Here is a 22,484-nt window from a genome sequence, read left to right on the forward strand (position 1 = left end):
CAACTTCAGTGCACGAAGGTGGGCACGGTGCCGGTGGCCACGCGCTCCTTCCAGTAATCGGCCAGGTTGGCAAAGCGGTCGAGCGCGGCCAGAAAGCGCGGGAACGACAGGTCGGCCGGGTGGAAGCGCTGGGACAGCCAGGCGTTGCCCTCGCCGTCCAGCGCGAGCGCGCTGCCGCCGATGCCGTCGGCAAAGAGGTTGCCCGCGAGCAGCGCCTCGTGCATCTCGCGATGGTCGGCGGCCACGGCGCCCAGCGGACACAGGACCGAGAAGGCCTGGTCCGGGTCCTCGTAGAACGAGAGCGTCATGCCCTCGAGCCGGATGGCGCAGGCCCCCTGCTCGTTGGGTGCCAGCTCGGGCACGCGCAGCTCGACGCCGAGCCGCTGCATCAACTGGTGAAATTGCATGAATGAGCTCCTGACGGATGGAGAAGGGAGACAGAGAGACGAAGACAGGAGACACGGAGTCGATGACGGATACCTGCGACGAACTCCTTGGCACGACAAGAGCCGTCACAAAGAACACGAACAAATGACTACGCGGCCGAATCAATGTAGCTCATCAATACTTTTTCATCAATTCCCGATTTCCGTCGCCGCCGGCCCAAGCCCTTGCACAGATCGGGCCTCGCGCTGAAGGCGGACAATCCGGCCATGACCGACCTCCGGCTATGCGCCCTGGCCCCGAGCCGACGCCGGAGGAACTTTGCTGACAACGCAGCGCTCCCTTTGCGCTGCCTTCCTGACGCCATGTCCCTGACCCGCTCCTTTTTCCTCCGGCTGCTGCTGGCGCTGTCCCTGCTGCCGCTGGCCGCAGCGGGCCAGCCGATCGGTTCCGGCGCCGCCGGGGCCGAGGTGCGCACCGAGCGGGTGCAGGCCGAGCTGCTGGCGCACGCGCCCGAAGGGGTCGGCGCCGGCAAGCCCGTCTGGCTGGGCCTGCGGCTGAAGCACCAGCCGCAGTGGCACACCTACTGGAAGAACTCGGGCGACTCCGGCCTGCCCACCACGCTCGAATGGACGCTGCCGCGCGGAGTGGAAGCCGGCGAGATCGCCTGGCCGGTGCCCAAGAAGATTCCGATCGGCACGCTCGCCAACTACGGCTACGAAGGCACCGTGCTGCTGCCGGTGCCACTGACCATCACCCCGGCGTTCCAGCCATCGGTGCTGTCGCCGGCGCTGGACGTGAAGCTCAAGGCAAGCTGGCTGGTCTGCAAGCAGGAGTGCATTCCCGAAGAAGGCACGTTCGCGCTGCGGCTGCCGCTGCACAGCACGGTGGCGATGCACGGCGAAGCCTTCGAGGCGGCGTTCACCGCACAGCCGACTGCCCTGCCCCCCGAGGGCAGCAGCGCCGAGGTGCAGGGGCAGTCGCTCACGCTGCGCATCGCCGGCCTGCCCGCCGCCGTGCACGGCCAGCCGCTCGCCGTGTTCCCCGAAACGCCCGGCATCATCGAGACCGCCGCCGAGGTGCGGCAAGGCTGGCAGGACGGCACCTGGACCGGCCAGGTGCCCTTGCCGGCACACCGCTCCGACGCTCCCGACCGCCTGCCGGTGGTGGTGGCCGCCGGCAACGACCAGCGCAGCCCCGGCTGGCGCGTCGAGCTGCCGGTGAGCGGGCAGTGGCCGGCCAGCAGTGCGCCGGCGCCCTCGGCCACGCTGTCTCCGGCACTCGAGCAGGCGCTGCGTGCGAACGCGGCTGCCGCCGCCTCCGCGCCCGCCTCGGCAGCGGCACCCGGCCCATCGCTGTCGCTGCTGGCGGCGCTGCTCGGCGCGCTGGTGGGCGGGCTCATCCTCAACCTCATGCCCTGCGTGTTCCCGGTGTTGGCCGTGAAAGTGGTGGGATTCAGCCGCCACGGTATCGACCACCGCGCCCACCGCGTCGGCGGGCTGGCCTACGGCGCCGGCGTGGTGCTGTCGTTCCTCGCGCTGGGTGCGCTCATGCTGGCGCTGCGGGCAGCCGGCCAGCAGCTGGGCTGGGGGTTCCAGCTGCAGTCGCCCGCCGTGGTGGCGGGGCTCGCGACCTTGTTCACCCTGCTGGGCCTGAACCTGGCCGGCGTGTTCGAGTTCGGCGCGCTGCTGCCTTCGCGGGTCAGCAGCCACCAGGTGCGGCACCCGGTGGCCAACGCGTTCTTCTCGGGCGTGCTGGCGGTGGCCATCGCCTCGCCCTGCACCGCGCCTTTCATGGGCGCGTCGCTGGGCTTTGCCATCGCCATGCCGCCGGGGCAGGCGCTGCTGGTGTTCGCGGCACTGGGCGTGGGCATGGCACTGCCCTACGTTGCGGCGAGCATGGCGCCGGGCGTCGCGCGCCTGCTGCCGCGCCCGGGGCCCTGGATGGACGCGTTCCGCCGCCTGATGGCCTTCCCGATGTTTGCCACCGTGGCGTGGCTGGTCTGGGTGCTGGGGCAGCAGAGCGGCATCGACGGCGCCGGTGCGCTGCTGCTGCTGCTGGTCGCGCTGAGCATGGTGGTCTGGGCGTTCACGCTGCCCGGGCGTGCGCGCGCCGTGGTGGGCGGGGTGTCGCTGGCGGTCTTCGCGGCGCTCGCATGGGCGGCCGGGCCGCAGGTGACGCGGGCGCTCCCTGCCGGCCCGGCGGTGGCTCAGGCCGACAGCCTTTGGCAGCCCTGGGGGCCCGAGCGGGTGGCCCAGCTCGTCGAGGAAGGCCGTCCCGTCTTCGTGGATTTCACCGCCGCCTGGTGCGTCACCTGCCAGTACAACAAGCAGACGGCGCTATCCGATGCCGGACTGCTGGCCGACTTCGCCGAGCGGCGCGTGGCCCTGCTGCGCGCGGACTGGACCCGGCGCGATCCGGCCATCAGCCAGGCTCTCGCCGCGCTGGGGCGCAGCGGCGTGCCCGTCTACGTGCTCTACGCACAGGGCCGCGCGCCGCAGGTGCTCTCCGAAGTGCTGTCGGTCACCGAACTGCGCGTGCTTCTCGCCACCCTCTGATGCGGCCTTGTCCGGCACGCCCCGGCGGCCGCTGACGACAGTCCTGCCGCAGTGCAGCACCAACCATAGCGCCCGAGCCGCGGCCCGCGCCCGGGCGCCCCGCACTCACTCCCGCTGCTTCAGCCGGCCGCACATGCGCGGCGATGGCGCAGCCGTGCCGGCACAGAGCGACGCAGGCATGGCCATTGCCCGGCCGAGGCAGCCACAACATGACCGCGGCGGGCGTGCCGGCCGCACTTCGAGGAGCACGCATTGGACAACGTGAGCGAGAGTTTCCGGTCGGCCGCATCGGCCACGGTTCCGGGCCAGCGGGGTTTCGACTACCTCATCGTCGGAGCCGGTTTCGCCGGCAGCGTGCTGGCCGAACGTCTCGCGCGCGAGCTGGACCAGCGGGTGCTGATCATCGACAAACGCCCGCATATCGGCGGCAACGCCTACGACCGGCACGACGACGCAGGCGTGCTGATCCACCCCTACGGGCCGCACATCTTCCACACCAACTCGGCCGACATCTTCGAGTACCTGTCGCGCTTCACCGAGTGGCGCCCCTACCAGCACCGCGTGCTGGCGAGCGTCGATGGGCAGATGGTGCCCATGCCGATCAACCTCGACACCGTCAACCGCCTGTACGGCCTGAGTCTCACCGCCTTCGAGATGGAGAAATTCCTGGAGTCGCTGGCCGAGAAAAAGGACACGGTGCGCACCTCCGAAGATGTGGTGGTCAGCAAGGTCGGTCGCGACCTCTACAACAAGTTTTTCCGCGGCTACACCCGCAAGCAGTGGGGGCTGGACCCGAGCGAGCTCGACGCCAGCGTCACGGCCCGCGTGCCGACGCGCACCAACCGCGACGACCGCTACTTCAGCGACACCTACCAGGCGATGCCGCTGCACGGCTACACGCGCATGTTCGAGCGCATGCTGGACCACCCCAACATCAAGATCATGCTGGCCACCGACTATCGCGACGTGGTCGATCTGCTGCCCTGGCGGCACATGGTCTACACGGGCCCGATCGACGCCTTCTTCCAGCATAAGCACGGCAAGCTGCCCTACCGCAGCCTGCAGTTCCGCCACGTCACCCTGCCGCAGGAGCAGTTCCAGCCCGTGGGCACGGTGAACTATCCCAACGACTACTCCTACACCCGCATCAGCGAGTTCAAGCACATCACGGGGCAGAAGCACCCCAGCACCTCGGTGGTATACGAATATCCCTGCGCCGAGGGCGATCCCTACTACCCGGTGCCGCGGCCCGAAAACGCCGAGCTCTATCGCCGCTACGAGGCCGAGGCCGAGACCCTCGAGAACGTGACCTTCGTCGGACGGCTGGCGACCTACAAGTACTACAACATGGACCAGGTCGTCGGCCAGGCGCTGGCCACCTTCAAGCGCCTGGCGCAGCGGCACGCGCAGCAGCAGGCCAGCGCGGCATGAGCGGCCCGCTCGAGCTCTGGGCCGGGCCGGAATGCACGGTCAACCGGGTCGGCGACCAGTTCCATGACCAGACCGTCCTGAGCGGCTTCCACCAGCGCCTTGACGACCTCGACCGCCTTGCGGCGCTGGGTGTGCGGCGCATCCGCTTTCCGCTGCTGTGGGAGCGCACCGCGCCGGACGACCCGCAGCACTGCGACTGGCGCTGGGCCGACGAGCGCCTGCAGCGCCTGCGCGCCCTGGGCGTGCGGCCGGTGCTGGGGCTGCTGCACCACGGCAGCGGCCCGCGCTACACCGATCTGACGGATGCGCAGTTCCCGGCCAAGCTGGCGCGCTACGCAGCGGCGGCGGCGGCGCGCTATCCGGACGCCGACGCCTGGACGCCCGTGAACGAGCCCCTCACGACGGCGCGCTTCTCGGGGCTGTATGGCCACTGGTACCCGCACGGGCGCGGCGACCGCGCCTTCGTGCGCACGCTCCTCAACCAGGTGCTCGGGACTGTCGAGGCCATGGCGGCAATCCGGGAGGTCAACCCGCAAGCCCAGCTGGTGCAGACCGAAGACCTCGGCTTCGTCACGCCGGCCACGCCTGCGCTGGCGTACCAGGCCGACTTCGAGAACCTGCGCCGCTGGCTCGGCCTGGACCTGCTCACGGGGCGCGTCACGCCGCAGCACCCGATGTGGGATTACCTGCGCTCGGCCGGCGCCACCGCCGACGAGCTGCTGCGCCTGGCAGACCGGCCCTGCCCACCGGACATCGTGGGCATCAACAGCTATGTCACCAGCGAACGCTTCCTCGACGATCGGCTGGCGCTCTACCCCGAGCACCTGTGGGGCGGCAACGGGCGCCACCGCTACGTCGATGTCGAGACGGCGCGCGTGCAGGGCGCGCACCTCGGGGGCTTTCGCACGCGGCTGTGCGAAGCGTGCGAGCGCTATGGACTGCCCGTGGCCATCACCGAGGCGCACCTGGGTGCCACGCGCGAAGAGCAGCTGCGCTGGCTGTGGCAGGCGTGGCGGGCGGCCGAGGGCCTGCGCGAGGAGGGCCGCGACGTGCGTGCGGTCACCGTCTGGGCAGCCTTCGGCACCTTCGACTGGGACAGCCTGGTCACCCGCATGCAGGGCCACTACGAGCCGGGCCTGTGGGACGTGAGCGCCAGCCCGCCCCGGCCCACGGCACTGGCTCACCTCGCCGCGCGGCTCGCGCGTGGCGAGGCGCCCGACACGCCTGTGGCAGACGCGCCGGGATGGTGGCAACGGGAACTGCGCATCCTCTATCCGTGCCACGGCGAACTGGAGGCGCTCGCCGTGTGCGGCCAGCCCATCCTCATCACCGGCGCCACCGGCACCCTGGGCTGCGCCTTCGCCCGCCTGTGCGAGCAGCGCGGCCTGGCCTACCACCTGCTGTCGCGCGCGGAGATGGACGTGGCCGATGCGGAGTCGGTCGAAGCCGCGCTGGCGCGCTGGCGCCCCTGGGCGGTGGTCAACACCGCCGGCTACGTGCGCCTGGACGAAGCCGAGGACGACCCGCGATGCTGGCGCGAGAACGTCGATGGCCCCGCCGTGCTGGCCCGGGCCTGCGCGCGGCACGGCGTGCGGCTGCTGGGCTTTTCCAGCGACCAGGTCTTCGATGGGACCAAGGCCGCGCCGTATCTCGAATCGGACGCACCGGCGCCGCTCAACGCCTACGGCCGCAGCAAGCTCGCCGCCGAAGAGGCCATGCTCTCGGCGGCACCCGATGCGCTGGTGGTGCGCACGGCCGCATTCTTCGGCCCGTGGGACCGCTACAACTTCGTGACCCTCGCGCTCGACGCATTGCGGCGCGGCGAGACCGTCACCGCGGCGGAAGACCAGGTGGTCTCGCCCACCTATGTGCCCGACCTGGTCAACGCATCGCTGGACCTGCTGATCGACCGCGAGCGCGGCATCTGGCACCTGGCCCAGCGCGAAGCCGTGAGCTGGGCGCAGCTCGCGCGGCTTGCTGCCCGGGCCGCCGGGCTCGATCCCGCCCTCATCCGCGGCGTGCACGGCAGCACGCTCGGACTGCGCGCCGCGCGCCCGGCCTACGCCGCCCTCGCCAGCGAACGGGCGCAGCTGATGCCGCGGCTGGAGGACGCATTGGCGCGCTACGTGCGCGAAGCGCAGGCCGAGCCGGCAAGGCCGGCCCGCAGCCTGCCGCAGGCGACGGAGGCCGTGGCGGCGTAGGCCTCGGCGAAAAAAAGAGGCAGGGGTGCTGCCGCGTGCGGCCCGCCGGGCCGCGCGCGAAGTTGCGAAAGGAGGTCTGTGCGCGCCTGGCGGACCCGGACTCGCGAGCCGAAGCCGATCAGGCCGCCGGTGGCGGCACCAGCAGCCGCCCCGCACCCCCTGCGGCGGCGTAGGCCTGCAGCACCGCGTCGGCCGTTTCCACCGCCTCGCCCGCGCGGCACAGCGCCACGCAGGCACCGCCGAAGCCGGCGCCGGTCAGGCGCGCCCCGTACACCGCGGGCTGCTGGCGCAGCACCTCCACCAAGCGGTCCAGCGCCGGCGTGGAGACCTCGTAGTCGTCGCGCAGACTGTCGTGGGAGGCGTTCATCAGGTCGCCGAAATCCAGCGCCGAGGGCGCATCGACGGCCTGCAGCACGCGGGCGTTTTCCGTCACGACGTGACGCACCCGACGCAGCAGCGGTTCGGGCAAGCCCTGCAGTCCCTGCCCATCGCGCACGTCCCGCAGCGAGGCCACGCCCAGCAGCGCGGCGGCCTGTTCGCACTCGGCGCGGCGCTGGTTGTAGCCGCTCTCGGCCAGCGAGCGGGGCGTGCCGCTGTCGATGACCAGCACCTGCGAACCCTCCGGCAGATCCACGAAGCGCCGCTCGAGGCTGCGCGTGTCCAGCAGCAGTGCTCGGCGGGTGTCGGCGAGGCTGCAGGCCATCTGGTCCAGGATGCCGCAGCGCACCCCCGCCTGCTCTATTTCGGCGCGCTGCGCGAGTTGCGCGATCTGCACGTCGTCCAGCGCGAGGCCGAGCAGGCTTCGCAGCGCGCGCAAGGTGGCCACCTCCAGCGCGGCGCTGGAGGACAGGCCCACGCCCATGGGCACGTCGGACGCGACGTGGATGTCCAGCGGCGGCACCACCGCGCCGGCGCCCTGCGCCTGCACCAGGCAGCCGTAGACATAGCGCGCGAACTGCTCCTGCGGCAGATCGTCCATGCCGAAGCGCACCTCGGCGCCGAGTTCCGCGGCGTGAAGCCGATGCGCATCGTTGCCGGCGCGCGGGCGACCGGCGTCCGCAGCCGCGCGGCGCAGCGCCACCCGCGTGCGCTGCGGAATGGCGATGGGCAGCACGAAGCCGTCGTTGTAGTCCGTGTGCTCGCCCAGCAGGTTCACGCGGCCCGGCGCTTCGCCGACCACTTCGGGCGCACCGCCGAACACCGCCTGGAAATCGGGCGCGCGGCTCACACTCGCACCTCCACCTGCTGCAGCTCGCGCGCCTTTTCCTCAGGCAGGGCGTCCATCGCGAAGAAGCCGGCGGCGATCTCCGTGCCGGCCAGGTACTTGAGGCGATCGCGCGTGCGGTAAGGCGGATAGAGCTGGGCGTGCAGCTGCATGCCCGGGTGCGCCCGCCCGTCGGTCGGCGCCTGGTACCACGCCATCAGATAGGGCAGCGGCCGCTGCCACAGGCCGTCGTACTTGAGCAGCAGGGTCTTGAGGGCGCGCGCGAGATCCTCGCGCTCGTGCGGCTGCAGCTCGGCGAAGCCCGCGACGGGCCGCAGCGGCGCCACCCAGGCCTCGTAGGGATAGCGCGCGCAAGCCGGCACGAAGGCAACCGCATGCGGGCCTTCGTAGAGCATGCGCTCGCCCGCCGCGCGCTCGGCGGCGACCAGCGCCTCGAGCGGCCCGCGCCCGTGCTGCGCGTGGTGCTGCGCCGCGACCTGCCGCATGCGCTCGGGCACCGGCGGCACCACCGGGTAGGCATAGATCTGCCCGTGCGGGTGGTGCAGCGTGACGCCGACTTCGGCGCCGCGGTTCTCGAAGGGCAGCACGTAGTGGATGCCGCCGCGCTCGGCCAGGCGCAGCGTGCGCTCGCCCCAGACCTGCAGCAGCAACGCGATGTGGTCCAGCGGCAGTGCGCCCAGCGAGGCCTGCGGGTCCTGGGTGAACACGACCACCTCGCACGCGCCGCGCGCAGGCGCCGTCGGAACCACCAGCTGCGGCGGTGCGGGGGCGTCCATGGCCGGCTCGGCCAGCGACGGGAAGCGGTTGTCGAACACCGCCACGTCCCAGGCGCCCGCCGGCACTTCCGTCGGGTTCGCCGGATCGCGCGTCGCCGCCAAAGGGTTGTATTCGGGCGGCGGCAGGAAGGTGCGGCCCTGCCGGTAGGCGGCGTAGGTGACCCACTCGCCGCGCAGCGGGTGCCATCGCAGGTGGGGCGCCCCCTGGAGTGGATCGGGGAAGGGGCTGGGCGCGACCAGGCCGGGGTCGATCGGCGCGCGCGCATAGAGCGTCAGCCGCCGGCCGTCCGGCTTGGTCAGCGCCAGCTGGTGCATCAGACCCCCCCGGGAATGTAGGTGCGCGACAGGCTGGTCACGGCGCGGATCCGCTCCAGCGGGATCTTGGGCGTGCGGTCGGCATTGAGCAGGCCGTTCACCTCCTGGAAGGTGTCGGTGAACTGCGTGTAGCAAAAGCCGCTGAACAGGGCCGTGTTGATCACGGTTCGCAGCAGCTGCTCGTACTGCCGTGCGAACTGCTCCTCGTCCTCCACGCGGGTGTAGCCCCAGCTCGCCTTGGCGCCGGCATCGGGATGCTTCTGGAAGGCGATGCCGCCGAACTCGGTGAGCATGATCGGCTGGCCCCGGTGCGGATAGCCGTCGAGCGTGAGGATGCGTCCGCCGGGGCGCCGCCGGTCGAACAGCTGCTCCGGCGCGATCTCGGCGCCATAGCGCTGCCGGATGTGCTCGGTGTTGGCGTCGTAGTCGTGGATGCCGATGATGTCGGTGGCGCTGGACTCCCAACCGTCGTTGCCGATCACCGGGCGCGTGGAGTCGAGCGTGCGCGTGAGGTGATACAGCGCATCGACCGCATGGCGGTGACTCTGCACGGCGGTGAGTTCGGGCACACCCCACGATTCGTTGAACGGCACCCACACGATCACGCAGGGATGCGAGTAGTCGCGGTCGATCGCCTCGGACCATTCGCGGATGGTGCGCTTGATGGCGGTGCGGGTGAAGCGGTAGGCCGAGGGCATCTCGCCCCACACCATGAGGCCGAGCCGGTCGGCCCAGTACAGGTAGCGGGGGTCCTCGATCTTCTGGTGCTTGCGCACACCGTTGAAGCCCATGTCCTTGGCCAGTTGCACGTCGCGCCGCAGTGCTTCGTCGCTCGGTGCCGCCAGCAGCGTCTCGGGCCAGTACCCCTGATCGAGCACCATGCGCAGCACGTACGGGCGGCCATTGAGCATGAAGCGGTCGCGCAGGGTCTTGACCGAGCGCATCGCGGTGTACGAGGTGAATTCATCGACCACGGTGCCGCCGCGCAGCAGTCGCACCCGCGCATCGATCAGCGTGGGCCGCTCGGGGCTCCAGAGCAGCTCGTTGCGGAAGTCGTCGATGCCGGGGTCCGACAGCGCGATGGTGCGATCCACCTCGCCCTCCACCACCTGGTAGCGGTCGCAGGCGAGCGTGCGCCCCTGCAGACTCAAGGTGAGCTCGATGGCCAGGTCGCGCAGGTCGTCACCGGTCACCCGCGCCTCGAAACCGATCGCGAAGCCCTCCACGACCGGCGTCCAGCGCACCTTGTCGACGTGCGCGCTGCGCGGCACGCGCTCCAGCCACACGGTCTGCCAGATGCCCGTAGTGCGCGGATACCAGAGCGCATGCGGCTCGAGCTGCCAGTCCTGCTTGCCGCGCGGCTTGGTGAGCTCGTGCGGATCGTCTTCGGCCCGCACCGTCACGACCTGCCGGCCGGAAGGGTTCAGCAGGTGGGTGATGTCCGCTGCAAAGGGCGTGTGGCCTCCCTCGTGGGTGGCCGCGAGGCTGCCGTTGACCCACACCTTCGCCGCGTAATCCACGGCGCCGAATCGCAGGATGACGCGCTTGTCGGCCTCGGGACGCAGTTCGACGTCGCGCTGGTACCAGCAGGACTTGTGGAAGCCCCGGTCACCGATGCCGCTGGCCTCGGCCTCCGGCGGAAACGGCACGGTGATCTGCAGCGGCCAGTCGGCGATCTCGTCCGGGTATTGCAGCTGGCAGTCGTCGTCGAATCGGAAGCGCCAGCTGCCGTTCAGCGAAGTCCATTCGGCCCTTTCCAGTTGGGGGCGCGGATACCCGAAGCTCAAGCAACTCTCCCTATCGTTCAATGGCGCGCCAGCTTACGGAATTTCGCCGCCGCCGTGTGGCTCGGCCGGCGGGAGTTCAGCGGCGCGCGAGCCGGAAGTAGAGGCCGTCGATCGGCGTGCCCTGGTCGTGGCGGATCGGACCGCGCTCGCAGCGTTCGATCTCGAATCCGTGCTCGCGTGCCAGTGCGAGCACAGATGCTTCGGAGTGTGCGTAGCGCAGGCTGGGCCGCAGCACCAGCGGGGCATCGCGGCTCTCCTCGAGCGAGAAGCACAGCAGCCCGTCAGCGGGCATCGCCTGCGCCAGTGCGGCGAACACCGGCGCCAGCGCACCGACGTAGATGAACACGTCGGCTGCCACCACCAGGTCCCACGCCCCCGATGCAGTGCGCAGGTGCTCGACCAGGTCGGCTTGTTCCAAGGTGTCGTAGTGGCCCCCTTGCGCAGCCCGCGCCAGCATGCCGGCCGACAGGTCCACCCCCGTGACGTGCTGCGCCAGCGCCCGCAGCCAGGGGCCGCACAGGCCGGTGCCGCAGCCGAGGTCGAGAGCGCGCGCGAAGCGCCGCGGCTCGCGCGTGAGCGGCTCCAGCAGCCGCTGCGGCGCGCGGTACTGCAACACCTCGACGAGATGGCCGTCGAACTGCGCGGCATAGCCGTCGAAGAGCGACTCGACATACACGCGCGGCGGCGTCGCGGGCGCGGCGTCGCCGCGCAGTCCCGCCAGCACAAAGGCGTTGAGCTCGACCTCGCTGCCCAGCGCGATGGCGCGCTCGAGGGCCGATGCAGCTTCGCGCGCCCGGCCCAGTTCCTTGAGCAGCTTGCCGCGCAGTCCCCAGATCCGTCCGAGGCTGGGCGACACCGCGAGCGCGCGGTCGGCATCGCGCAGCGCCTCTTCGGGGCGGCCGAGCTCGGCCAGCGCGATGGCGCGATGCGAGAGCGCCTCCAGGTTGTCCGGCTCCTGCGCCAGGGCCTGCTGCAACGGCGCCAGCGCTGCATCGAAGCGCCCGAGACGAACCCGCACCACGCCCAGGTTGGTGAGCGCCGAGGGGCGCTGGGGCACCAGCTCGAGCGCCCGGGCGAACTCGGCCTCGGCCGGCTCGAGGCGCCCGGCCTCGAAGTGCTGCACGCCCTGCTGGAAAGCCGCGCGTGCCTGGTCGAAAGTGCTGCTCATGGGGGTCTCCGTGTGGCCGGATCATAGGAGCGGCCCTGCGACAATCGCCCGCATGACCGCTCCCCTGCGCAACGACAGTTTCTTGCGCGCCTGCCTGCGGCAGGCCACGCCCCACACCCCCATCTGGCTCATGCGCCAGGCCGGCCGCTACCTGCCCGAATACCGCGACCTTCGCGCCCGCGCCGGCAGTTTCATGGGGCTCGCGACCAATGTGGACTACGCCACCGAAGTCACCCTGCAGCCCCTCGAGCGCTATGCGCTCGACGCCGCGATCCTGTTCTCCGACATCCTCACCGTGCCCGACGCCATGGGCCTGGGCCTGAGCTTTGCGCTGGGCGAAGGCCCGCGCTTCGCCTCGCCGGTGCGCGACGAGGCGGCGGTACGCGCCCTGGCCGTGCCGGACATGGAGCGCCTGCGCTACGTGTTCGACGCCGTGGCCTCGATCCGCAAGGCGCTCGACGGGCGGGTGCCGCTGATCGGCTTCTCGGGCAGCCCCTGGACGCTTGCCTGCTACATGGTCGAGGGCGCCGGCTCGGACGACTACCGGCTGGTCAAGACCATGCTGTACAGCCGACCCGACCTGATGCACCGCATGCTGGAGGTCAACGCCGACGCGGTGGCCACCTACCTCAACGCGCAGATCGCCGCCGGCGCCCAGGCGGTGATGATCTTCGACAGCTGGGGCGGCGTGCTTGCCGACGGCGCGTTCCAGGAGTTCAGCCTCGCCTATACGGCCCGGGTGCTGTCGCAGCTCACGCGCACCCACGAGGGTGCGACCATCCCGCGCATCGTGTTCACCAAGGGCGGCGGGCTGTGGCTCGCGCAGATGGGCGCGCTGGACTGCGATGTGCTGGGAGTGGACTGGACGGTGAACCTCGGCGCGGCGCGGGCGCTGGTCGGCGAGCACAAGGCCCTGCAAGGCAACCTCGACCCCAACGTGCTGTTCGCCGCGCCGCAGCAGGTGCGCGCACAGGCCCGGCGGGTGCTCGAGGCCTTCGGAGCGCCCCACACCGGCGCCGGTACCGGCCCGACACAGATCTTCAATCTCGGCCATGGCATCAGCCAGCACACGCCGCCCGAACACGTGCAGGCGCTGGTCGATGAGGTGCACACCCATTCGCAAGCGATGCGCCGCACAGCCGGCAGCTGAGCGGGACGCCTCCAGCAGGAGCACGGCTCATGGGTACGTACGCTTTGTAACCTGGACTGAGTACTTGACTTATGCACAAAAGCGCCACTGCGGTGGCGACGAGGATCCCCGGAGTGTTCATGCCGGGCGCGGGCCGCGACTGCCCCGCAAGTGCTTGATTCATAACGCATTGTGGGCCTGCCGCTTTTGCGTGCACTCCAGCCGGCGGCCCGTAATGGCGGGCGCTTCTGCCGCCCACGAGCAAGCTTTCAACAAAGTTATCCACAGAAATTCGGGACACGTGACAAAGCCTTTGCGATTCAATCACTTAGGCGGAAAACCTGCGAAACGGCTGAGGATCGAAAGCTAAGTGAAGCCCTCCGTCATGCTTCGCCTGCCCGTGGTCGTGGCCGCGCCGGCGCACACCGGGCTGGTGGGGCCCCTGAGCTACAAAAGTGAGCTTCCACTTACGTCCGGTACCTTGGTCCGCGTGCCATTTGGCCGTCGCGAAGTGCTGGGGGTGGTCTGGGACGGCGCGCCTGACGAGCCGCCGGAGGCCGCCCGCTACGAGGAAAAGCCGATCGCCGGCGTACTGGAAGGCGTCGCACCCCTATCGACCCAGTGGCGCCAGCTGGTGGCGTTCGCCGCCGGCTACTACCAACGCGGCCTGGGCGAGGTCGCACTGGCCGCGCTGCCGCCGCAGCTGCGGGAGCTCGACGCGCTGCAGCTGGGCCGGCGCCTCAAGCGCGGCCGCGCACTGGCGGTAGGCGATGCGGCGACGGGCCTGGAAGCGCCGCCGCCGCTGACCGCACAGCAGGACGAGGCCCTGCGCCAGCTTGCCGCCGCGGCCGGCCCTTTCCTGCTGTTCGGTGCCACCGGCAGCGGCAAGACCGAGGTGTACCTGCGTGCGGTGGCCGCGGCCCTAGACGCCGACCCCGCGGCGCAGGCGCTGGTCATGGTGCCGGAGATCAACCTCACGCCGCAGCTGCTCGCGCGCTTCACTGCGCGTTTTGGCGCCGAAGAAGTCGTGGCCATGCACAGCGGCCTCACGCCCGCGCAGAGGCTGCGCGCATGGCTGGCGGCGCACAGCGGGCAGGCGCGCATCGTTTTGGGCACGCGGATGGCGGTGTTCGCGTCGATGCCCGCACTGCGGCTGATCGTGGTCGATGAGGAACACGACCCCAGCTACAAGCAGCAGGAGGGGGCGCGCTACTCCGCGCGCGACCTGGCGGTGCTGCGCGCCCGGCTGGAGGGCGCCAAGGTGCTGCTCGGATCGGCTACGCCCTCGCTGGAGAGCTGGCACGCCAGTGAATCGGGGCGCTACCGCCGGCTCGCCATGCCCGAGCGCATCGGCTCGGGCGCCCTGCCGCAGGTGCGCCTGATCGACATGAACCTGCAGCCCAGGCAGACGCTGCTGGCCCCGGCCCTGATCGACGCGATCGGCGCCTGCATAGCCCGCGGCGAACAGGCGCTGCTGTTCCTCAATCGTCGCGGCTACGCGCCGGTGCTGGCGTGCACGGCCTGCGACTGGAAAAGCGAATGCCCGCACTGCAGCGCCTTTCGCGTCTTCCACAAGATCGACCGCAGCCTGCGCTGCCACCACTGCGGCCATGCCGAACGGGTGCCGCGCGCCTGCCCCGCCTGCGGCAACGTCGATATCGCCCCACTGGGCCGCGGCACCGAGCGGCTCGAGGAACACCTGGGCGAGCTGCTGCGCGACGCCCTGCGCTCCGGTCCCGACGGAACGCTGCGGCCCGTGCGCATCGCGCGGATGGACGCCGACAGCACCCGCGCCAAGGGTGCGTTGGAGGCGCAGCTTGCGCAGGTTCACGCCGGCGAGGTCGATGTGCTGGTAGGCACGCAGATGATCACCAAGGGGCACGACTTCCGCCGCATCACGCTGGTCGCCGCCGTGAACCCGGACACCGCCCTGTTCTCCAGCGATTTCCGAGCGCCCGAGCGGCTGTTCGCATTGCTGATGCAGGCGGCGGGGCGCGCCGGCCGCGATGCACAGCAGGCGGAGCACAGCCGCATGTGGGTGCAGACCTTCCATCCGCGCCATCCGCTGTTCGACGCGCTGCGGCGCCACGACTACCCGGCCTTCGCCGCGGCGCAGCTGGCCGAGCGCCAGCAGGCCGGCATGCCTCCCTTCGCGTTCCAGGCACTGCTGCGTGCGGAAGCGCGCACCCAGGAGCTTGCTCGCGGCTTCCTCGAATCGGCGCGGGAGGCCGCGGCGCAGATCGAAGGCTCGCAGCAGGTCTTTCTCTATTCGGCCGTGCCGATGGCCGTGCAGCGCGTGGCCGACGTGGAACGCGCCCAGCTGCTCGTCGAGAGCGCGTCGCGCCCTGCCCTGCAGCGCTTCCTCGCCTCCTGGCAGCCGCAGCTGCAGGCGCTGCGCCAGCCGGGCCTGCTGCGCTGGGCGGTGGATGTCGATCCGCTGGCGGTGTGAGCGACTCGCGCCTCACGCCGAAGACGGCTGCGGCGCCTCGCACTCGACGTGCGCCGCACCTCCCGCGCTGGTGGGATGCGCGCACCGGCCGCCTCGACGCGTAGCGCCGCTGTTTCAGGATGCGTCGCCGCGCAGGCGCAGCGCCGCCTGGTACAGCGCGTTGCGCGGCGCGCCGCTCGCCTGCGCCGCGATGCGCACGGCGCTTTTGACGGGGAGCTCCTCGAGCAGGAGCGCCAGCAGCGCCTGCCCATCGTCCGCAGGACGGGCGGCGCTCGAAGGATGCAGCACCAGGGCGAACTCGCCGCGGCTGCGCTGGGGGTCGGCGGCCAGCCAGGCTGGCAGGTCGGCGCAAGCCACGGTCGCGATTTGCTCGAACTGCTTGGTCAGCTCGCGCCCCACCGTGAGCTCGCGCGGCCCCAGAGCCGCCAGGGCCGCGGCCAGATCGCCGATGCGGTGCGGCGCCTCCAGCAGCACCACGGCGCGTGGCTCGCGTGCCAGCCCCTCGACCGCCGTGGCGCGTTCGCCCGCCTTGGAGGGCAAAAAACCGGCGAACACGAAGCCGGCTTCGGCCGGGCCCGCGTGCGCGCCGGCGACGCTCAGAACCGCAGTGACGCTGCTGGCGCCGGGCAGGGGCACCACGCGGAGTCCCGCGGCGCGCACCGCGGCAACCAGGCGCGCGCCCGGATCGCTGATGGCGGGCGTGCCGGCATCGCTGGCGTAGGCCACGCGCTCTCCGGCCGCCAGGCGGCGCACCACCTGCTGCGCGGCTTCGGCTTCGTTGTGCTGGTGCAGCGGCAGCAGGCTGCCCGCGGGCCGCTCGAGGCCGCAGGCGCGCAGCAGCGACTGGGTGTGGCGGGTGTCCTCGCAGGCGATGGCGTCGGCGATCTCCAGCACGTGCAACGCCCGCAGGCTGATGTCGGCCAGGTTGCCGATCGGCGTGGCGACGACGTACAGCGCGCCCTGCGGATAATGTTGCGCGCCGGCCGCGTCGCGGGCGGCCTTCAGTGCCAATGCATACGAGGCGCTCAATGAAACTCCCGGGGATGGCGTGGGGCAGCACCAGGCAGGCGGGGAACGCGGCAGAGGACCGCGCCCTGGCCCACCTGCGCGCCGCTGGACTGCGGCTGGTGGAACGCAATTATCGAACCCCGGGCCGCGGAGGCGGCGAGGTCGATCTGATCGTGCGCGAGCGCGACGGCACGCTCGTGTTCGTCGAGGTGCGCCAGCGCGCGAGCCGCGCTTTCGGCGGCGCCGCAGCGAGCGTGGGTGCGTCCAAGCGGCGGCGCATCGTGCTGGCCGCCCGCCACTACCTGTTGAGGCTGCCCGCTCCGCCGCCCTGCCGCTTCGACGTGGTGGCCCTGGACGGCGACGCCATCGAATGGCTGCGCGCGGCATTCGACGCGCAGGGGTGACGGCCGCCGGCCGCCCGTTCGCAGGTCCTGCACGAGTGGGACCGTCAGTCCCTCCATGAGGCGCACGCTGCAGGGGCGCGCGGCGCAGCGTGGCGCCTGGTCGGCTGTTGCAACGCTGGCGCGCGTCTCGCCCGGCTGCGGGGATCGGACCTGCCACCCGCATGCAGGGGCCAGCCGGTTTGTAAGCCGCTGCAAATCGGGGGCCTCGGCGCCCCGCCGGCAGCCGTGCGGCGGCGGCTTTCTCCCGTGCACGGCGGCCGGCCCACGCAGGTGCTGTCGAGGTGATCAACGGCTGGGCGAGCAGGCCTGCGGTTTATCATCGCCGGCCATGCTCGAACAACGCATCCAACAGCATTTCATCGACAGCGCAGACCTGAAGTATCAATCTGCGCAGACGCTGACGCGGCCCATCGCGGCCGCCATCCAGGCGATGCTGGCCTGCGTCACCAGCGGGGGCAAGGTGCTGGCCTGCGGAAACGGCGGATCGGCTGCCGACGCGCAGCATTTCTCGGCCGAGTTTGTCGGCCGTTTCGAGCGCGAGCGGCCCGAACTGGGCGCCATCGCCCTCACCACCGACAGCTCCATCCTCACCGCCGTCGCCAACGACTACGACTTCAGCCAGATCTTCGCCAAGCAGGTGCGCGCGCTCGGGCAGCCCGGCGACGTGCTGCTGGCGATGTCGACCAGCGGCAACTCGGGCAACGTGCTGGCCGCCATCGAGGCGGCCCACGAGCGCGAGATGACCGTGGTGGCACTCACCGGACGCGGCGGCGGCCGCATGGCACAGGCCATGCGCGAGACCGACGTGCACATCTGCGTGCCGCACGACCGAACCGCCCGCATCCAGGAAGTGCATCTGCTCACGCTGCACTGCATCTGCGATGGCGTCGATGCCCAATTACTGGGCGACCAGGAGCCCTCCGCATGAAACGTCTGAAACATCTCGCCCTGACGGCCCTCGCGGCCGCCGCACTCGCCTCCGGGCTGTCGGCCTGTGCCCCGCTGGTGCTCGGCGGCGCCGCCGTCGGCGCCCTGGTGGCCATGGACCGTCGAACCTCGGGCGCGCAGCTCGAAGACGAAGGCATCGAGCTGCGCTCGGCCAACCAGCTGCGCAGCGCCTTCGGCGAGCGCGTGCAGGTCAGCGCCAACAGCTACAACCGGCAGGTGCTGCTCACCGGCCAGGTGCCCGACGCCGCACACAAGCGCATGGTCGAGGAGATCGTCTCCAAGGTCGAGAACGTTCGGGGGGTGGCCAACGAGGTCGAGATCGGAAGCCCCAGCACCCTGGGCCAGCGCTCTTCGGACACGCTGGTCACCGGCCGCGTGAAGGCGGCGCTTGTCGATGCGCGCGACCTGTCGGCGACCGCGTTCGACGTGGTGACCGAGCGCGGCGTGGTCTACCTCATGGGCCGGGTCACCGCCCGCGAAGCAGAGCGCGCAACCCAGGTGGTGCGCAACATTCCAGGTGTGCAGAAGGTGGTGCGGCTGCTGGAAGTGATCTCCGAAGACGAGCTGGCCCGCATCACGACCGTGCGGCCACCGGCCGCGGCGCCGGCGCCGGCGCGCTGACCGCCGCGTCCCGCAGGCTGGCGTTCGGTGTTCGGCTGGCGTTTTCGCCGTCCAAGTCCGAGCCGCGTCCGAATCCGCGTCCTTGTTCCTCGGCTGGTCTAGAAGCCGTCGCTGCCGCCGAGCCTTGCAGCGGTAGCGGTTCGGCAAGTGCCTCGCGCGCCGCCGCTATCGGCCTCATGGCGCCACCGGTCCGGCGCCTCTGCTGGCGCGACAACCGCGCCGGAAGAGGCGATCAGCGCAGGCGCTTGATCAGGCTGGACGTGTCCCAGCGGCTGCCACCGAGGGCCTGCACGTCCGCATAGAACTGATCGACGAGCGCGGTCACCGGCAGCCGCGCGCCGTTGCGCTTGGCCTCCTGCAGCACCAGGCCCAGGTCCTTGCGCATCCAATCGACCGCAAAGCCGAACTCGAACTTGTCCTCGATCATGGTCTTGCCGCGGTTGTCGAGCTGCCAGCTCTGGGCTGCGCCCTTGCCGATCACCTCCAGCACCTGCGCCATGTCCAGCCCGGCTTTCTGGCCGAAGGCGATGGCTTCGGACAGGCCCTGCACCAGCCCGGCGATGCAGATCTGGTTGACCATCTTGGTGAGTTGCCCGGCGCCGCTCTCACCCATGAGGGTGAAGGCGCGGGAAAACGCCAGCGCCACCGGACGTGCGGCGTCGAAAGCCGCCTGCGGGCCGCCGCACATGACGGTGAGCTGGCCGTTCTGCGCACCGGCCTGGCCGCCCGACACCGGTGCATCGACGAACTGCAGGCCGCGCTCTTGCGCCAGCGCGCTCAACTCACGGGCCACATCCGCCGAGGCGGTGGTGTGGTCGATGAACACGGCGCCGGGCTGCATGCCGGCGAAGGCGCCGTCCGGCCCGAGCACGACCGAGCGCAGATCGTCGTCGTTGCCGACACAGCAGAACACCAGCTCGCACCCGGCCACCGCCTCGCGCGGGGTGGCGGCGGCACGGCCGCCGAATTCCCCGGTCCAGGCCTGCGCCTTGGCCGGGCTGCGGTTGTAGACGGTGACCTCGTGGCCGGCGCGTGCGAGGTGTCCGGCCATGGGCAGGCCCATGACACCCAGCCCGAGAAAGGCGACGCGGCGGGCGGGGGTGGACTCGTAGGTGCGGGGTTGGATGCTGCTGGTCATGTCCGGCAATCTAAACGATGGCGAGATGTTCCGTGCCGGCGGCGAGGTTCTGCGACTTGGCGCGTCTGCTGTTGAGCTTGATGTGCAGCCGCAGGTCGTTGACCGAGTCGGCGTTGCGCAGCGCGTCCTCGTAGGTGATGGCCTCGGCTTCGAACAGGTCGTAGAGCGCCTGGTCGAAGGTCTGCATGCCGAGGTTGCGGCTCTTCTTCATGACCTCCTTGAGGCCGGCGACCTCGCCCTTGAACACCATGTCGGAGACCAGCGGGGAGTTCAGCATGATCTCGACGGCGGCGATGCGGCCCTTGCCGTCCTGCCGGGGAATCAGGCGCTGCGACACCATCGCCTTGAGGTTCAGCGACAGGTCCATCAGCAGCTGCGAGCGGCGCTCCTCGGGGAAGAAGTTGATGATCCGGTCGAGCGCCTGGTTGGCGCTGTTGGCATGCAGCGTGGCCATGCAGAGGTGCCCGGTCTCGGAAAAGGCGATCGCGTGCTCCATCGCTTCGCGATCGCGGATCTCGCCCATCAGGATGACGTCGGGCGCCTGGCGCAGCGCGTTCTTGAGGGCGGCTTCCCAGCTGTCGGTGTCCAGCCCCACCTCGCGCTGCGTGACCACGCAGTTCTTGTGCGGGTGCACGAACTCAACGGGGTCCTCGACGGTGATGATGTGGCCGAAGGAGTTTTCGTTGCGCCAGTCGATCATGGCGGCGAGCGAGGTGGACTTGCCGGAGCCGGTGGCGCCCACCAGCACGCACAGCCCCCGCTTCGACATGGCCACCTCCTTGAGCACCGGCGGCACGCCCAGGGCGTCGATGGTGGGCAGCTGCTGCGGGATGACCCGCAGCACCATGCCGACCTTGCCCTGCTGGATGAAGGCGTTCACCCGGAAGCGGCCCACGCCGGCCGGCGAGATGGCGAAGTTGCACTCCTTGCTGCGCTCGAACTCGGCCGACTGGCGGTCGTTCATGATCGAGCGGGCCAGCGCCAGCGTGTGGGCACCGGTCAGCGGCTGCGGCGAGACCTTGGTGAGCTTGCCATCGACCTTCATGGCCGGTGGGAAGTCGCTGGTGATGAACAGGTCGCTGCCGTTGCGGCTGATCATGAGCTTGAGCAGGTCGTTGATGAACTTGCTCGCCTGATCCCGTTCCATGCGGATGTCCCCTCGAAGTCGTTCTGGTGTGCCCGAAGGCGACGGCGCGGCGCTTAGCGGCCGCTGTCGGTGACGCGGGCGCTGACGGCGCGCAGCCGCAGCGACAGCTTGCGCGCCAGCAGGCCGATCAGGCTGGCCGCGAGCGCCGGATCATTGCCCATCATCTCGTCCAGGGCCTGCGGCCCCATGACCGCCAGTTCGCACTCGGTGAGCGTGATGCAGTGCGAGAAGCGCGAGCCGCTGTCGAGAAGGGACATCTCGCCAAGGATGTCCCCCGGCCGCGCCTCGGCCAGGCGCACGTGCTCGCCCCAGGGCTGCACGCGATCGACGGCCACGCTGCCGGACAACAGCACCACCATGAAGTTGCTGTATTCGTCCTGGCGGATCACGTCGCGGTCGGCGGGCACCGCGGCGTACTCGAAGAAGCGTTCCATGCGTTCCATGGCCTCGGGCGACAGCCGGCTCATGAACTTGTCCTTGCTCCACAAGCCCCGCAGCAGGCGTCCGCCCTGGCTCGCGGCGACGCGCTTGGCGCCGACTTCCACCGCCCGCGCATCCCAGGGCACCAACATGCCGGCGTCCAGCCCCTGCTCCATGAACGCGGTGGAGAACATCAGCGAATCGCTGGCCTCCCCGCCAGTGCCGGAACGGGGCCCACGCTTGAACATGCCGAACATACTTTTCATCGTCGCGATTCCTCTGCTGGTGGGGACGGCAGTTGCGTTCAGCCGTTGAAGTTCTCGGGGATCTTGGCCTTGGCGCGCGCTTCCGTGGAGCTGATGAGGTTGCGCTTGATCAGGTCGCTCAGGCACTGGTCGAGCGTCTGCATGCCATAGCTGCTGCCGGTCTGGATGGACGAATACATCTGTGCCACCTTGGCCTCTCGGATCAGGTTGCGGATGGCGGGCGTGCCGATCATGATCTCGTGCGCCGCCACGCGGCCGGAGCCGTCCTTGGTCTTGCACAGCGTCTGGGAGATCACCGCCTGCAGCGACTCGGACAGCATGGCTCGCACCATTTCCTTTTCCTCGGCGGGGAAGACGTCGATGATCCGGTCGATGGTCTTGGCGGCGCTCGAGGTGTGGAGCGTTCCGAACACCAGGTGGCCGGTCTCGGCGGCGGTCATCGCCAGGCGGATGGTCTCGAGGTCACGCATCTCGCCGACCAGGATGGCGTCGGGGTCTTCGCGCAGCGCCGAACGCAGCGCCGCCGCGAAGGACAGCGTCATGTTGCCTACCTCGCGCTGGTTCACGAGGCACTTCTTGGACTCGTGCACGAATTCGATCGGGTCTTCCACCGTGAGGATGTGCCCGTACTCGGTTTCGTTGAGGTAGTTGATCATGGCCGCCAGCGTGGTCGATTTGCCGGAGCCGGTCGGGCCGGTCACCAGCACCAGACCGCGCGGCTTCAGGGCCAGGTCACCGAAGATCTGCGGCGCGTTGAGCTGCTCGAGGGTGAGGATCTTGGACGGAATCGTGCGGAAGACCGCCGCGGCGCCGCGCTGCTGGTTGAAGGCGTTGACCCGGAAACGCGCCAGCCCGTCGATCTCGAACGAGAAGTCGCACTCCATGAACTCCTCGTACTGCTTGCGCTGGCTGTCGTTCATGATGTCGTACACCATGGCGTGCACCGACTTGTGGTCCAAGGGATCCACGTTGATGCGCCGGACGTCGCCGTGGACGCGGATCATGGGCGGCAGGCCGGCGGACAGGTGCAGGTCCGATGCCTTGTTCTTCACGCTGAAGGCCAGCAGCTGGGTAATATCCACGGTTCTTTTTCCCGTAACGGTTCAGTT

At 70.3% G+C, this 22,484-nt stretch carries 18 protein-coding genes; 8 read left to right on the forward strand and 10 right to left on the reverse strand.

What is annotated here, in order from left to right; translation table 11 throughout:
- Positions 1 to 5: 5 nt before the first annotated feature.
- On the reverse strand, positions 6 to 407 hold the full coding sequence (locus WG922_RS19025) for a type III secretion system chaperone (RefSeq protein ID WP_340284441.1): 402 nt from the start codon (positions 405 to 407) through the stop codon (positions 6 to 8).
- A gap of 342 nt (positions 408 to 749) precedes the next feature.
- Here WG922_RS19025 and WG922_RS19030 point away from each other — a divergent pair, with 342 nt between their 5' ends.
- The 3 genes from WG922_RS19030 (at position 750) to WG922_RS19040 (ending at position 6,574) form a co-directional block, all read left to right on the forward strand.
- Positions 750 to 2,942 carry a protein-disulfide reductase DsbD family protein gene (locus WG922_RS19030; protein ID WP_340284443.1) on the forward strand — a complete coding sequence of 731 codons (2,193 nt, stop codon included), beginning with the start codon at positions 750 to 752 and terminating at the stop codon, positions 2,940 to 2,942.
- A 261-nt stretch (positions 2,943 to 3,203) separates the two neighbouring features.
- Positions 3,204 to 4,373, forward strand: coding sequence for a UDP-galactopyranose mutase (glf, locus tag WG922_RS19035; RefSeq protein WP_340284540.1), 1,170 nt, complete (start codon positions 3,204 to 3,206; stop codon positions 4,371 to 4,373).
- Positions 4,370 to 6,574, forward strand: coding sequence for a family 1 glycosylhydrolase (locus WG922_RS19040; protein WP_340284445.1), 2,205 nt, complete (start codon positions 4,370 to 4,372; stop codon positions 6,572 to 6,574). The genes glf and WG922_RS19040 overlap by 4 nt, the downstream gene beginning before the upstream one ends.
- A 118-nt stretch (positions 6,575 to 6,692) precedes the next feature.
- On the opposite strand, the gene galK is transcribed toward WG922_RS19040, so the two are convergent.
- From galK to WG922_RS19060, 4 genes are all read right to left on the reverse strand, one after another.
- Complete coding sequence (galK, locus tag WG922_RS19045) at positions 6,693 to 7,802, reverse strand: galactokinase (protein ID WP_340284446.1); 1,110 nt, start codon at positions 7,800 to 7,802, stop codon at positions 6,693 to 6,695.
- Positions 7,799 to 8,890, reverse strand: coding sequence for a galactose-1-phosphate uridylyltransferase (galT, locus tag WG922_RS19050; protein ID WP_340284447.1), 1,092 nt, complete (start codon positions 8,888 to 8,890; stop codon positions 7,799 to 7,801). The genes galK and galT overlap by 4 nt, the downstream gene beginning before the upstream one ends.
- Positions 8,890 to 10,677, reverse strand: coding sequence for a glycoside hydrolase family 2 protein (locus tag WG922_RS19055; protein WP_340284448.1), 1,788 nt, complete (start codon positions 10,675 to 10,677; stop codon positions 8,890 to 8,892). The genes galT and WG922_RS19055 overlap by 1 nt, the downstream gene beginning before the upstream one ends.
- Positions 10,678 to 10,753: 76 nt before the next feature.
- Positions 10,754 to 11,845, reverse strand: a complete 1,092-nt coding sequence (locus WG922_RS19060) for a tetratricopeptide repeat protein (protein ID WP_340284449.1) — start codon at positions 11,843 to 11,845, stop codon at positions 10,754 to 10,756.
- A gap of 52 nt (positions 11,846 to 11,897) precedes the next feature.
- Here WG922_RS19060 and hemE point away from each other — a divergent pair, with 52 nt between their 5' ends.
- Together hemE and priA are read left to right on the forward strand one after the other, a co-directional pair.
- Entirely contained in the window at positions 11,898 to 12,995 is a 1,098-nt protein-coding gene (gene hemE, locus WG922_RS19065; RefSeq protein ID WP_340284451.1) for a uroporphyrinogen decarboxylase, read from the forward strand.
- 364 nt (positions 12,996 to 13,359) lie between these two features.
- Positions 13,360 to 15,423 carry a replication restart helicase PriA gene (priA, locus tag WG922_RS19070; RefSeq protein ID WP_340284453.1) on the forward strand — a complete coding sequence of 688 codons (2,064 nt, stop codon included), beginning with the start codon at positions 13,360 to 13,362 and terminating at the stop codon, positions 15,421 to 15,423.
- Between the two features lie 114 nt (positions 15,424 to 15,537).
- Here priA and rsmI read toward each other — a convergent pair whose 3' ends face one another.
- Entirely contained in the window at positions 15,538 to 16,452 is a 915-nt protein-coding gene (gene rsmI, locus WG922_RS19075; RefSeq protein WP_340284454.1) for a 16S rRNA (cytidine(1402)-2'-O)-methyltransferase, read from the reverse strand.
- Between rsmI and WG922_RS19080 the strand changes: the two genes are divergently transcribed.
- The 3 genes from WG922_RS19080 to WG922_RS19090 all read left to right on the forward strand — a co-directional run bounded on the left by WG922_RS19080 (position 16,452) and on the right by WG922_RS19090 (position 18,404).
- A complete protein-coding gene (locus tag WG922_RS19080) occupies positions 16,452 to 16,835 on the forward strand; it encodes a YraN family protein (RefSeq protein WP_340284455.1) in 384 nt (127 codons plus the stop codon). The genes rsmI and WG922_RS19080 overlap by 1 nt on opposite strands.
- Before the next feature lie 328 nt (positions 16,836 to 17,163).
- Complete coding sequence (locus tag WG922_RS19085; RefSeq protein ID WP_340284456.1) at positions 17,164 to 17,763, forward strand: phosphoheptose isomerase; 600 nt, start codon at positions 17,164 to 17,166, stop codon at positions 17,761 to 17,763.
- Positions 17,760 to 18,404, forward strand: a complete 645-nt coding sequence (locus WG922_RS19090; RefSeq protein ID WP_340284458.1) for a BON domain-containing protein — start codon at positions 17,760 to 17,762, stop codon at positions 18,402 to 18,404. The genes WG922_RS19085 and WG922_RS19090 overlap by 4 nt, the downstream gene beginning before the upstream one ends.
- A gap of 232 nt (positions 18,405 to 18,636) precedes the next feature.
- On the opposite strand, the gene WG922_RS19095 is transcribed toward WG922_RS19090, so the two are convergent.
- The 4 genes from WG922_RS19095 to WG922_RS19110 are packed head-to-tail and all read right to left on the reverse strand — an operon-like array spanning position 18,637 to position 22,457.
- On the reverse strand, positions 18,637 to 19,542 hold the full coding sequence (locus WG922_RS19095) for an NAD(P)-dependent oxidoreductase (RefSeq protein WP_340284460.1): 906 nt from the start codon (positions 19,540 to 19,542) through the stop codon (positions 18,637 to 18,639).
- A 10-nt stretch (positions 19,543 to 19,552) separates the two neighbouring features.
- Entirely contained in the window at positions 19,553 to 20,689 is a 1,137-nt protein-coding gene (locus tag WG922_RS19100) for a PilT/PilU family type 4a pilus ATPase (protein ID WP_340284461.1), read from the reverse strand.
- Between the two features lie 53 nt (positions 20,690 to 20,742).
- Positions 20,743 to 21,375 (reverse strand): Crp/Fnr family transcriptional regulator, encoded by a 633-nt coding sequence (locus WG922_RS19105; protein WP_340284462.1) that lies wholly within the window; start codon positions 21,373 to 21,375, stop codon positions 20,743 to 20,745.
- A 38-nt stretch (positions 21,376 to 21,413) separates the two neighbouring features.
- Positions 21,414 to 22,457: a type IV pilus twitching motility protein PilT gene (locus WG922_RS19110; RefSeq protein WP_340284463.1), complete on the reverse strand. Its 1,044-nt coding sequence runs from the start codon at positions 22,455 to 22,457 to the stop codon at positions 21,414 to 21,416.
- Positions 22,458 to 22,484: the final 27 nt, after the last annotated feature.

Origin of the sequence: Ramlibacter sp. AN1015, from assembly GCF_037726105.1 — a bacterium.
Lineage (GTDB): Bacteria > Pseudomonadota > Gammaproteobacteria > Burkholderiales > Burkholderiaceae_C > Ramlibacter.

Excerpts from the sequence above, each read along its gene's own strand:
- WG922_RS19025 (WP_340284441.1), bottom strand. The coding sequence starts at position 407 with ATGCAATTTCACCAGTTGATGCAGCGGCTCGGCGTCGAGCTGCGCGTG.
- WG922_RS19030 (WP_340284443.1), top strand. The coding sequence starts at position 750 with ATGTCCCTGACCCGCTCCTTTTTCCTCCGGCTGCTGCTGGCGCTGTCC.
- WG922_RS19040 (WP_340284445.1), top strand. The coding sequence starts at position 4,370 with ATGAGCGGCCCGCTCGAGCTCTGGGCCGGGCCGGAATGCACGGTCAAC.
- galT (WP_340284447.1), bottom strand. The coding sequence starts at position 8,890 with ATGCACCAGCTGGCGCTGACCAAGCCGGACGGCCGGCGGCTGACGCTC.
- WG922_RS19060 (WP_340284449.1), bottom strand. The coding sequence starts at position 11,845 with ATGAGCAGCACTTTCGACCAGGCACGCGCGGCTTTCCAGCAGGGCGTG.
- hemE (WP_340284451.1), top strand. The coding sequence starts at position 11,898 with ATGACCGCTCCCCTGCGCAACGACAGTTTCTTGCGCGCCTGCCTGCGG.
- priA (WP_340284453.1), top strand. The coding sequence starts at position 13,360 with ATGCTTCGCCTGCCCGTGGTCGTGGCCGCGCCGGCGCACACCGGGCTG.
- WG922_RS19080 (WP_340284455.1), top strand. The coding sequence starts at position 16,452 with ATGAAACTCCCGGGGATGGCGTGGGGCAGCACCAGGCAGGCGGGGAAC.
- WG922_RS19085 (WP_340284456.1), top strand. The coding sequence starts at position 17,164 with ATGCTCGAACAACGCATCCAACAGCATTTCATCGACAGCGCAGACCTG.
- WG922_RS19090 (WP_340284458.1), top strand. The coding sequence starts at position 17,760 with ATGAAACGTCTGAAACATCTCGCCCTGACGGCCCTCGCGGCCGCCGCA.
- WG922_RS19095 (WP_340284460.1), bottom strand. The coding sequence starts at position 19,542 with ATGACCAGCAGCATCCAACCCCGCACCTACGAGTCCACCCCCGCCCGC.
- WG922_RS19100 (WP_340284461.1), bottom strand. The coding sequence starts at position 20,689 with ATGGAACGGGATCAGGCGAGCAAGTTCATCAACGACCTGCTCAAGCTC.
- WG922_RS19105 (WP_340284462.1), bottom strand. The coding sequence starts at position 21,375 with ATGAAAAGTATGTTCGGCATGTTCAAGCGTGGGCCCCGTTCCGGCACT.